This is a genomic window from Thiopseudomonas alkaliphila (genome assembly GCF_001267175.1).
Classification (GTDB): Bacteria; Pseudomonadota; Gammaproteobacteria; order Pseudomonadales; family Pseudomonadaceae; genus Oblitimonas; species Oblitimonas alkaliphila.
This window is the reverse complement of record NZ_CP012358.1, coordinates 1,447,527-1,460,424: the sequence shown is the minus strand read 5'-3', so window position 1 is coordinate 1,460,424 and position 12,898 is coordinate 1,447,527. Positions and strand designations below refer to the sequence as shown.

7 protein-coding genes are annotated in these 12,898 nt (G+C 37.2%); 6 read left to right on the top strand and 1 reads right to left on the bottom strand.

Annotation, left to right across the window (positions count from 1 at the left end):
• Window positions 1-437: 437 nt before the first annotated feature.
• From AKN87_RS07000 to AKN87_RS06980, 5 genes are read left to right on the top strand one after another with little or no spacing between them, the layout of a single operon-like run.
• Window positions 438-5,150, top strand: a complete 4,713-nt coding sequence (locus AKN87_RS07000) for a Mur ligase family protein (protein ID WP_053102923.1) — start codon at window positions 438-440, stop codon at window positions 5,148-5,150.
• Window positions 5,151-5,201: 51 nt separating this feature from the next.
• Window positions 5,202-6,848, top strand: coding sequence for a glycosyltransferase family protein (locus tag AKN87_RS06995; RefSeq protein WP_053102922.1), 1,647 nt, complete (start codon window positions 5,202-5,204; stop codon window positions 6,846-6,848).
• Window positions 6,849-6,852: 4 nt separating this feature from the next.
• Complete coding sequence (locus tag AKN87_RS06990) at window positions 6,853-7,590, top strand: glycosyltransferase family protein (protein ID WP_053102921.1); 738 nt, start codon at window positions 6,853-6,855, stop codon at window positions 7,588-7,590.
• 44 nt (window positions 7,591-7,634) lie between these two features.
• A complete protein-coding gene (locus AKN87_RS06985) occupies window positions 7,635-9,110 on the top strand; it encodes a hypothetical protein (protein ID WP_053102920.1) in 1,476 nt (491 codons plus the stop codon).
• A gap of 15 nt (window positions 9,111-9,125) precedes the next feature.
• Window positions 9,126-9,521, top strand: a complete 396-nt coding sequence (locus tag AKN87_RS06980) for an HAD family hydrolase (RefSeq protein WP_053102919.1) — start codon at window positions 9,126-9,128, stop codon at window positions 9,519-9,521.
• Between the two features lie 460 nt (window positions 9,522-9,981).
• Here the strand turns inward: AKN87_RS06980 and ppk1 are convergent, their stop codons facing one another.
• On the bottom strand, window positions 9,982-12,159 hold the full coding sequence (gene ppk1, locus AKN87_RS06975; RefSeq protein WP_053102918.1) for a polyphosphate kinase 1: 2,178 nt from the start codon (window positions 12,157-12,159) through the stop codon (window positions 9,982-9,984).
• A gap of 206 nt (window positions 12,160-12,365) precedes the next feature.
• Between ppk1 and rpmE the strand changes: the two genes are divergently transcribed.
• Window positions 12,366-12,578, top strand: a complete 213-nt coding sequence (rpmE, locus tag AKN87_RS06970; protein ID WP_053100542.1) for a 50S ribosomal protein L31 — start codon at window positions 12,366-12,368, stop codon at window positions 12,576-12,578.
• The last annotated feature ends 320 nt before the right edge of the window (window positions 12,579-12,898 follow it).

Sequence of the window (12,898 nt, the reverse complement as noted above, 5' to 3'; positions counted from 1 at the left end):
GTACTAACAGTACTCGTCATTTAATCTTTAGTATAGTTAGTGACTATAATTACAAATCACTAGGCGTTGATATTGATATCAGTACTCTCTCATTAAAAATGACCTGCTACTTAGATCGGCTAACCGAGGCAAGTTCGCATGGATAGCAACAGAGATCTTACCTACATGTGTTTCCGTCTGTAATGAACAGGCGGAAGCGATTAAAGGCAAGTGTGGCTCTTATGTGGTGCTCAAGAGTATGAGTAACTGCGTTGTGGGATGCTTGCTAAAACTGGAGGTGGCAGTGGGCAGCTAAATCGTTAAATACTAAGGGTCAAGTATATATAAAAGATAGACAGAATTGTGTGATATATGTGATATTCAAAATACTGAATGTAACATATTTAAAAATACTAAATCTTACTAAACTTAGCTGCTGTAGAGTACTAGGGAAAACAATGAAATCCAAAAAACTAGAAGAGTTACTTACTCAAAATCTTCAATATTTCATTAAACATTGGAAAAACACAAGCCATCAAGGTGAGTTAGACAATAAACTAATTCTTTCTGTCTCGGACGGCTATGAGCGAGCAAAAGTTATTACACCGATCATCAGTCATAATGATATTTTAGAAGAGGGTGGTAAAGCTGTTTTAAAACTGCTGCTCAACAAGTTGGAGTGGGCAGCCAGTAAGTTTGATAATCCACTGAAGTGGTTGCGCTTAGAGTGGATTAATAAGGAAAGAAAGTTTACTTGGAAAGAATTTAATAAAGATCTTAGAGGTTATAAGCGGAACTACTATCGCTCTGGAATTGCCTATAAAGGTAATACAAAACCATGGTGCTTGTTAACTGAAATGGAACTTAATGCCAATGCTTGTTTGTATATGGGTGGTGAAGTGCCCTATGCAAAAGTTAACTACAAAAATTTAAATAAATACATAAAGTCACGACACAGCAGTAATAATATTCCAAGCTTTGATAGTGAGATGGAGCTGATTGTTTTTCAGACTTCTGGCATGTTTTTTGACGCACAAATGAATGATGTTGAAATTCTATGTACTTTACCTAGACGTCATGGTAGCCGTGAAATCTCTTCATTGACACCAAAAATCACATCAGATTTAATTGATAAAACTACTCTTTATTTAGCTAATCAAGTCAAACCTAGTGGACGTTTTGAATACGGGCATTTTCCTTGCTTTGGTAGAAACATCAACACCTACAATACGCTACGCCATGCCAGTAGTGTATATTCACTCATAGAAGGATATAGTTTTTGTCGTGAGCATCAATTAGAGACTCAAAATCTTCGTTTTATTGCGCAGCAAATTGAACTAGCGCTAACTTATTTAGAAGAGAATGTAATTAAACATTACTCTGATGATAAATCCTATGTGTTAGAGATAAATAATACAATTAAGCTAGGTGCTAATGCAGTTTGCATATTGGCACTAGTAAAATATATGCAAGTTTTTAAAGAATCTGAGCATAATTCAAGATTTTTGAAGCTAAGTAGGAACCTGGCAAATGGTATCCTTGCTATGCAAAAAGCTAGTGGACAATTTGTTCATGTGTTAAACGCAGATACGTTAGAAGTTATATCTGAGAATCACGTTATTTATTATGACGGTGAAGCAGTATTTGGTTTAATGCGATTGTATGGTATTGATAAGGACGAACGCTTGATTGATTGTGTTGAGCGCGCGTTTGATTACTTTATCGAATCAGAAGCTGGCCATAATGGTGCTCATGACCACTGGTTATCCTACTGTACTAACGAGATGGTTATTTATAGGCCAGAGAGAAAATATTTTCAGTTCGCTGTTAATAATGTTAAAGGATTCACTGACTTTATAAAAAATAGGATAACCACTTATCCAACATTATTAGAGCTGAGCATGGCTTTTCATAAGATGCTACTTAAGCTTGATGAGTATCCTGAACATAAGAGTGTATTAGAAGGATTTGATGTTAAAGATTTTTATGAGGCTTTACATGCGCGTGCAAATTACCTAGTTAACGGATTTTTCTTTCCGGAAATGGCTATGTTTTATAAGAAACCTGACACTATTCTGAATGGCTGTTTTATTCGCCATCATGCATTTAGAGTCCGAATAGACGATGTACAGCACTATTTATCAGGTTGGGTTGCTTATCATTCATTACTATCAGGACAGAGTTACCCTAAGTCGGTTAACCAAACCAATCGTAAATTAATAGAAGGTGATCAGGTTTTAACACCATTAGCTTTAGAAGAGGCTACTGGTGGACGTTGGTTGATTAGACCTAAAAAAGGATGGACGGCAACAGGACTTTGTATTCATCCAGGCGGCTTTAAGAAAGGATGTCTGCTTGTCGCTCGTGGTAAAAATATGGAAAAGGGTTATCTTCCCAAAGTTGCAGTGAAGTCGTTTACTCTTAAAGGAGCAGGAGCGATAGTAACTGATGATTATGAAGAGTATGTAGATTTCGGTGTGCCTGTGTTACTGGTGCCTAATGTTAGGAAAGCAACAATTGATATTGGAAAGTGGAGTCGGAAGTATTTTCGTGGTGATGTGATAGGAGTGACAGGTAGTGCCGGTAAGACAACAACTGTCGCAATGCTATCACATGCCTTACAGATGCAAGTTGAGATAGATCAGACTAAAGGAAGCGCAAACTTACCCATAGGGATAGCTTGGAATATGGCATCGATGTCACAAACTGCCAAGACATGGGTGCTTGAATTATCTATTGGTAATATGGCGTTAAATACACAATTAGCACAGCCTAATATAGCTATAGTGACTAATATTGCAGCAGCTCACTTAGAATACCATAATACACTAGATATGGTGGCTATCAAGAAATCTCGCATTTTTGAAGCTATGAATCCTAATGAGTTAGCTATTATTTGTCGTGATATTGAGCAGTACGAACTAATCTCAGAAAAAGCAAAAGAGCATGGTTTAACCATTATTAGTTATGGTGAACATGAGAAGTCTGATATCCGCCTGATTGATTATGCACCAAACATCGCAAAAATCAGTCTTCGTGGCAAAATCCATATGTTAGAAATGAGTTCAATTGGTAAGCATATGGTGCTTAATGCGATGGCGGTATTGGGTGTTGCCGATCATAAGTCTTTAGATATCTCCAAAGTGATTAATCAATTAAACTCTTTCTCCGCCATAGAGGGGCGAGGGGAAGTATCTAAAATGAGCTTTAAAGGTAAGAAAGTTACAGTATATAACGAGGCATATAATGCTAATCCTCTATCTATGAAAGCAGCGCTTAAAGCATTTTCTGAAGTAAACGTGCCTGCTGCAAATAAGCTAGTAATTTTGGGGGATATGTTAGAGCTTGGCGTTAATAGTCAAAAATATCACTTGGAATTAGCTAAAGACATTAAAAATATTGATTTTAGAAAGATTATATTGGTTGGAGGCTTAGTCTTAGAGCTAGCGAAAGAGCTCAAGAAATTAGATAAAGTTGTATATTATTTTGAAAATAAAAGCTTACTGGCCGCGCAATTGTCAAATATCATCAATGATGGTGATTCAATACTAATTAAAGCGTCAAATAGTGTCGGTCTACACACATTACTTTCTGAGAATAAAGATAAAATAAAGCCCAGTAATGTAATCAATGAGCTTACAGGGCAAGCAGCATTTGTTGTACAAAAATTTATATTAAAAAATAGTAAGATTACTGAGCGAAGAACGTTAGTTTCAGTTAAAGCGAACGAGGCTAAAGTCCCAGCATCACTTGCTAAGTTACTAACTGTGATGATGGTATGGGATAAGTTAAAAAAAGATAAAATTGATCCTTTTAAAACAGTGATAAAAATGCCAATAGACCTGCTGCCAGGAAGTAATGAGGCGTATAAGGTTTTTGAGAAAAATGAGGCTGTTCCAATAATTGAACTTATCAAGGCAGCCTTGATTATCAGCTCTAATGAATCAGCTTACGCACTAGGACTTTGGCACTCAGGCACTGAAAAAAAGTTTGTTATAGAAATGAATAAAAAGTCGATTAATTTAGGCTTAGAAAAAACCCATTGGGCTAGTAGCTCAGGACTTAGTAGTAAAGCTTACTCGACAGCAAATGATCTTCTTAAGGTAGCGGAGTCTTTTATTAGTGATTATAGTGAAGTCAGCAAATACTGTTCGCTAAGATCCTTTAAAAAAGGTAAAAAGATACTAATAAACACAAATCGTCTAATACACCAAGATAAAAGAGTGAAAGGTCTAAAAACAGGAAATATTGTGGGTATTGGTTCAAGTTTGATTAATTACTGGATTGATGAGAAGTCTCATTACTTAAGTGTTGTCTTATGTAGTGAAAATCGTAAGACATGCTTTACTTTGTCTGAATATGCAATGAGTAGTTGTAATCAAGATCGGATCCAAAATGTAGCTGAAAATAAACTATTTGAAGATATCTCAATAGAGGCTTCTGTACTAATAGCTGAGTATGAATTTAAAAACGGCTCTCTGATAAATAAAAAAATATTAAAAACGATAAATGATAATAGAATAAAACCATCTATTGGTCTGGCGAAAGTTGTTACTGCTATGCTTGTTATGGATAAGATAAGAGATGAAGGTCTGGATATTAATACAACGCAAATCTCTGCACCTAATAATCTGAGTGAAAAATTCGATAGCCACATATTTCACGATCTTGAAAAAATAGCTCTTATTGACCTTATTTCAGTTATGATTATTTCTGGCTCGAATGATGCAGCTTATATACTCGCTTGCTGGCATTCAGGCGATGAATCATCTTTTATCGAGAAAATGAACAGTAAATCTAGTCAGTTAGAATTAATGGATACTTACTGGGCTAGTTGCTCTGGATTAACTAGAAACTCATATACCACTCTTAATGATAGTTTAAAATTAATGGAGGAGTTTATACAGCGCTACTCTGAAGTTAGTAGTATGTGCAAAAAAAAGCAGTATACTTACAAAGGAAGTGTGATAAATAATTCTAATAGCTTGGTTTATAAATTTGATGATGTTGAGGGTGTGAATTTTAGTAGCTTAAAAGGTATTGGTGTAAATTTGGTAAGCAACTGGGTGAGAGATAATAAAAATTATATTAGTATTGTTCTAGGTGCAGCCAATAGAAAGGAATGTATTGAGCTATCCGAGCGGATAATTATCGAGTCCATGAATAAGTAGTTATGCTGTAATCTAAAAATAACTGTACTAATAAAGCATATGGGGAATAAAATGAATAATGAGAGAGCGTTCCGAGTTGTTATTCCTAGTTGGGGGATACAAAGTCCACAAATGCAGGCAGAGACCGGAACAAAGTTCCCTGTATTCATTTCTTTGAAAGGACAGCCGCTATGGGTACATATTTTAAATCTATACAAAGAAATTAGGGATGAAGCTGATTTTGTTATCATATTGAGAGAAAATACGCCCGACATTGACTTGAGCTTGGTCCCTGGATTCAATGTGAGAGTTATTCGTTTGAGCCAAAGCTATAGTATTGGTCACTCAGTGCTGAGTGGATTATCTGGCTTACCTGAATATAAGCATGCCATTGTTCACATGGCCGACACGCTTATAGATAAAATTTATGCTTTTGAAACAGATAATATTTATATCCAAAAACGTTCTGACTTATATCGCTGGACAAGTATATCCAGTAATAAAGATGGAATGGTAAAAATAAAAAGCGATAGAGAGGCTTTTGTTAAAGAAAAAGCAGCGAACGTTTGTGTCGGTTTATTCTTGTTTAGTCAAGGGTATAGATTTAGATCAAGTCTGAAGGACAGTTTAAATTTAAAAGATGAAGAAATGGATCCTTTTTTTAGGGCTATCGAAACGTACTCTTTAACAACCCCGATATCTTTGTTAAATGCTGGGGGCTGGAAAGATTTTGGTCATGTGGATTCTTATTATGAAGCAAGACTTAATTTTAATAATTTAAGGCATTTCAATGAGCTGTCGTACGATAGCGAGAGTGGCATCGTAACTAAAAGATCTGAGAATACTGAAGCATATAGGCATCAAGTGCGTTGGTTTAGCCAAATACCTGATGAAATGTCTTATTTTATACCAAAAATTTATGATAGTAATGATGGAGCTGTGCCGCATATTAGTATGGAGTTTTTGTCCATACCAACACTTAATGAGTTGTTTATTAGTGAGCGACTTGAAATAGGTGCTTGGAATAATGTTGCTAGAAAAGTTAAAAACTTTATGATTTTAGCTGAGAAGTATGAGTTTAAGTCGAGTTTAGCTAAATACATGGCTAGAGAGATATATGTTAATAAGACTCAAAGACGGCTAGAGCAATATATAAATGCTGATAAGGAGGCAGCATCACTATGGGTTGAAAAAAAAGGAGTGAAATTTGGTTTGTTTGATGTTTTAAAAGTCTTGGAGGACTTCTGCAGTAAGTTCAGATTGTTAGAATCTACAAAACTTACACCAATACATGGGGATTTATGCTTTACGAATATTCTTTACGATGTAAGATCACGGCAAATTAAACTTATAGATCCTAGGGGTGAGTTTGGGGTGCCCGGTATATATGGTGACCCTCGGTATGATAAAGCAAAGATGATGCACTCCTACTCAGGCCATTATGATTTTATTGTATCGGATAGATTTAAATATACTATTTATAATGACCAAAGAATTTATGCTGAGTTGGCACTGACTAACTATCATAAGCAAGTAAAATATGTTATGGATAATATATTGTTTGACGGCAGTACCAGTGAAGATAAAAAATCTATTGAAGCAATAGAAGCGCTGTTATTCTTGAGTATGCTGCCTTTGCATGCAGATAAGCCAAACAGACAGAAAGTAATATTATTTATTGGTCTAAGCAAATTTACCAAACTTTGGATGGAGGAATAGGCTGGTGAGCGTTATTATTACTATGGCGGGAGCAGGTAGCCGATTTACCGAACAGGGTTATACAGTACCAAAATATAGGGTGATGGCAAATAAAAAAACTCTATTTGAATGGTCTTTACTATCTCTCAAAAAATTTTTTAATTGTCAAAGATTTATCTTTGCCTGTCTGGAACAGCATGATAGAAATTTTATTTCTGAAAAAGCTAAAGCTTTAGGAATCCAGGACTTTATTATTCACACTCGAAAGGAGGTGAGTAAAGGTCAAGCTGAGACAGCTTATGATTGTTTAAAATATGCTAATCAGGAAGAGTCTCTTTGGATATTTAATATTGATACTTACGTATCTGAAGGATTTTCTCCTTATGATATTGAAGATGGGCAAGGCTGTTTACATGTTTTTAAATCAGAAAATCCTAGTATGAGCTTTGTACGCTATGATGATAGCGGCGCAGTATTAGAAATTGCAGAAAAAAAAGTTATTTCAAGTTGGGCTACAGTGGGAATGTACGGATTTGAAACAGCATTACTTTTTCGAGAGATTTATAAACAAGCCTTTTTAGATGATAAAAGTTTAGAAGTTCAAGGTGAGCGGTACATAGCTCCCATGTATCAACTGTTGATTGAGAGAGAAAATAAAGTCTTAGCGCCAAAACTTAGTTCGATAAATGTCCATATATTAGGCACTCCTTCAGAAGTTAAAATTTTTGATTCTCATGCAGTACCACCGCTTGGGGCAGTATAGCTAACATATTGTTTTTTTGATTGTCGACACTGAGGAATTAAGTAATGTTAAGTAAGGCCAGTGATGTAGAAGAACCCAAGATGCCCCCCCCTGTTTTTGTATTCTCGTTATTGCATGCAGAATCTCTTGAAGCCTTGGAGATGTTTATTAATAATTTTAGGCTTTTTTCACATAAAGAAGACTTTTTAATTGTTAATAGCACTAACCCTGATATAGAGAAATTTAAGCTGAGTACTGAAAGTAGTAATAGCAATATTACTATTACTAAAGGGCAAGCTAGGAAAGCCCATGGTGAGACTTTACTTAAAGGCCACATTCAGAATTGGAGGCTTGCAAAAGACATATTAGGTCCTGACGCAAAAGCATTTGTTTTTATTACGGTTGCTTCCAATTCACTATTTTTCAGAGCTTATGATAAAAAAAGTATTTTAGATACTATGACTGTAAAGCCCTTGCAGAATATATCGAAGTGTACTGGCTGGCAGTATAGTACAATTAAGGCTAATAAGTCATTTTTAGAAGCTTTTGGAGAAGAATATAGGCATTTACAGATAGAAGGGTTTACTTCATGGTCAGGAGGGTGGGAAGCAATTGAAAAAAAATTTATTGCTTTAGATTATTCAAGTCATAGTCTTAAAAGACATATTTGTCTAGAAGAGGTTTTGCCACTTCCAGCTTTAGCTGAGGCTAAATGTGAATCAACGAACATTGGCTTTGTTCGATGGTCAAAATATAAGCAAGGTCGGCAATTTGCAGGTATATACGATATTTGGATGGACGACTCATTCGAAAAACATATATGTATATATAAATGGTTTGAAAGAGACGAAGAAAATCTAGTGTCAGCATCTGTCTCTGATAATAGTTTGAATAGCGTTTTTAATAAGTTTTATAGTGAGCCACGAGTTAAGAATGCTGGCACTATTGAGCGAATCGGTTTAGGACGCTCATTTTTAGATGATATAGATATACCTTCTAAAGTGTTATATCTTGGGAACTATACCTGGGAGCAAAAAATACACTCTGATTTTAAAAGAAAAATTTTGCGCCTAAATGATGATGTTATGGGTATTTCACCTTATATATATTTTGAAGCTTTAGATGAGGGGTTTCAAACTAAGCTAAGTATTAATATTGAGCGTGATAGAGTACAGATATCTTCAACAACGAGTGAACTTCTGAATACATTGAATGAATCTAACTATTTTAAATTGAATTTTTATGCTGTTCTCTATTTGCCAGTCCCAAATAATACAACTGAGCTGTGGCTTACTGACTGGATTAATGAAGATGGTAAAAAGAGTGATTTTAACTCTAATAGTATGTTTTTAAATTTCGGAATGTTTGAACTAGATGGAAAATATAAAAGAGCTCAAGCAACAGAGAATTCATTTGGGTCGCCTCTTCTTAAGCCTTTTAGTATTTATAGCTTACCTAAAAAAGAGTCTAAAAAAACACGTTATTTTGGCATTCCATTTACACCCAATTGCATGTTTTCATTTTCAATTAGAGTTAAATAGTAGGTTTATTTTGAAATGATAAAAGAAGATAAAGTAATAGTGTGTGATATTGATAACACTATAACTAGTGAGAGTTCTGAAACTACTGATTACAGATCTCTACCAGTGGCGATACCTGTTAAAAATAAATTAATCGAGCTCAAGAGTAAAGGTTACTGGATCATCCTCTTTACTAGTCGAGGTATGAGATCTTCAGAAGGTAATACAGGTGTACTAATTAAAAATGTAGCTCCTTTATTATTTGATTGGTTAGAGGACAATGAAATTCCATATGATGAGATACATTTTGGTAAACCCTGGTGTGGAAGAAATGGTTTCTATGTAGATGATAGAGCAATACGTCCAAAGGAGTTTGTTGAAAATTCAGTTGAAAATATATTGCAAATTATCGAAAGAGATAAAAAAGTCTAAATTGAATTTGCTGCCTCCTGCGGAAATCCTCCCGAAAGATATCATTGCTCTCAAGTAGGGTTTTCTATGAGTCGTAAATATCGCAACACAGCGCAGTGGTTGTAGCTTATTGAAGTCTTTGAGCAGGCTCGGCAAAGCTCAGTTTAATCTTGCCTATTTTAGCAAACGTCGTGGTGAGTTATTGCAGGCTCAGTCTGAGCCTGCCTTTGTTCAAGTGCAGAGTCGGTCATCCTGCAACTCGGCGGTAAGCTTTGACACATTATTGACGTTACACTTACCTTTTAACGCTTTCACCCCAAAATGGCATTGATGTGAATAAGAGTAATAAACCCAGCTGAAAAGCCCTGCTTTTCAGCTGCCTGAAATTATTACGAGTAATCAGTATTATTTTACGGAGTAGTTACAAGCTCGCTCTAATTTGCGAGTTGTGCAGTATGGTTGCTAATAAGCTGCAGATGTTTTATAAGCTTTCCAATAACGGTAGCGCTAAGTTTTCCAGCATCACCCCCTGTGCCCAAACCGGTGGCTCTTGTTTGGGCTGAGTGAGTTGGTAAGTACCATCGCTTTGTAAAATCCAGGCATGGGTATTGTCGTTTAAGTACGTTTCTAGTTCTGCTTTAACACGATTAACAAGTTTTTTGTTAGTCAGCGGAAAGCAGGTTTCGACACGGTGATCAAGATTACGCTCCATCCAGTCAGCGCTAGAGAGGAGTAGTTTTTCTTCACCGCCACTGTTTAAAAAGTAACAAACTCTACTGTGCTCTAAGAAGCGTCCAATAATAGAGCGTACCTGAATATTGTGTGATACCCCTGCAACTCCTGGGCGCAGGCAACACATGCCGCGGACAATTAAATCGACTTTAACGCCAGCTTGGCTGGCACGGTAAAGGGCTTTGATCATCTTGGCATCGGTTAGCGCGTTAACCTTAATCACGATGCGTGCGGGCTTACCTTGTTCGGCTTGATTGATCTCGTTTTGGATATTATCGAGCAAGGTTTTTCTAAGGGTAAAGGGCGCGTGCATGAGTTTAGTCATACGCAGTGTTTTGCCCATACCAATCAGTTGATTGAAGAGTTTGGCTACGTCCTCACATAAAATAGGATCAGCTGTTAGCAAGCTATAGTCAGTGTAGAGCCGAGCATTTCCGGCATGATAGTTTCCTGTGCCTAAATGCGCGTAGCGCACTAGTTCATCATTTTCTCGGCGTAAGATAAACAGCATTTTGGCGTGTGTTTTAAAGCCCACCACACCATAAATCACCACCGCACCTGCAGCCTGTAAGCGGCTGGCTAAGGCTAAGTTAGACTCTTCATCAAAGCGGGCCCGCAGCTCAATGACGACTGTTACTTCTTTGCCGTTACGTGCTGCTTCAACTAAAGCATCGACAATTTCTGAGTTAGCACCGGAGCGATAAAGGGTTTGCTTAATGGCTAACACATTTGGATCTTTAGCTGCGCGGCGCAGTAAATCCACGACCGGGGTAAAGGATTCAAAGGGGTGATACAGCAACATATCTTGTTTACTAATTGCTGCAAATAAGTTTTCGCTATTTTGTAAGGGCTTGGGCGTGCTAGGAGTAAATGAAGGAAACTGTAATTCTGGATGAGAGTCTAGCCCAGTGACGCTAAAAAGACGGGTTAAGTTAACAGGGCCATTAACTTGATAAAACTCATTTTCATTTAAGTTAAATTGCTTAAGTAAAAACTCAGTTAGGTGCGATGGACAGTTATCGGCCACTTCTAAACGTACCGCGTCGCCAAAACGACGTGAGTACAGTTCACCGCGTAGGGCGCGAGCCAGATCATCCACATCTTCTTCAAGGGAGAGGTCAGCATTACGGGTTAAACGAAATTGATAACAACCACGAACACTCATGCCATGGAATAAATCATCAGCATGGGCGTGGATCATCGATGATAAAAATACATGATTAACGCCTGGGCCACCAACCTCTTCAGGCACGCGGATAATTCTAGGTAAAATTCTAGGGGCTGGAATAATCGCTAAACCAGAATCGCGGCCAAAGGCATCAACACCTTCTAACTCAACGATAAAGTTTAGGCTTTTGTTAACTAACAGCGGAAAAGGGTGAGTAGGATCAAGGCCTATGGGGGTAATAACTGGCTCAATTTCTTCGTGAAAATACTGCTTGACCCACTCTTTGATTTTAGGTGTCCAGTATCGGCGTCGAATAAACTTAATATTCTGTTTTGCCAATTCAGGCAATAGGATGTCATTTAATATTTTATATTGGCGGTTGACTTGCTCATGCACAATATCGGCTATTTTTTGTAGCGTTTGTTGAGGTTGCAAGCCATCGGCATCGGCACGCTCCCTAGAAAAAGTGATTTGCTGCTTAAGGTTAGCCACCCGAATCTCAAAAAACTCATCGAGATTGCTAGAGAAAATGAGTAAAAACTTTAATCGTTCAAGTAATGGGTTACTGAGATCAAGGGCTTGCTCTAGCACACGGATATTAAACTGTAACTGGGACAGTTCACGATTAATGTAGAGCGAGCTGTCATCCAAACTGATCTCTGTTGGCTCCAGTGAGATTGCCGTCGGCAATGTTTTTTCTACAGTCGGTGCCGAGTTTGCGTTCGCAGCGGACACAGGGCTAGGGGGGGATGTCTCCATGAAAAACCTCAGCAGGATTAATAAGCAATAAAAATAGATTAAACGATAGGTATTGGATGTGACAGTTTGATGACGCTAAGGGTTTAAAGTAACTGAAAAAAAGGTTTTCAAGAATTACTACCTTCTGATATTATTCGCCCCTATATTTTGCGTGCGGTACTCAGCAATGGTGTTGGGTGGCGGCACGAACACAATGAGGATTCATCATGAAAGCTGGTATTCACCCAAATTACGCAGATATCAACGCTACTTGCAGCTGCGGTAACGTTGTTAAAACACGTTCTACTTTAGCCCAAGACATCAACATTGATGTGTGCTCTGAGTGCCACCCGTTCTACACCGGTAAGCAGAAAGTATTGGATGTGGGTGGTCGTATTGATCGCTTCAAACAGCGTTTTGGTGGCTTCGGTAATAAGTAATTATTACTGCACTGCGATGCAATTTAAAAAAGCGCTCTTGATGAGCGCTTTTTTTATGCCTATTGTTTGAGGCGTCTTGTAAGGATACATCTGAGCAGATTAGATAACTTTAGTGGTTTGTATGTTTAGGTCGCGTAAACAATTGATTCTGTAGGGCAGAAGCTAAGAGGTCCGTTGCTTAGCTTCAATAGAGTTAGCAAAAATTAAAAACTATCGGTTGTTTATGAGTTGCTGTTCAGTCACTTTAGGTGCGTAAAATATAACTCGAGCTTAAATGCTGTTATTTACTATTTTTAAGGTTAAATATTCTTGGTTTTGTT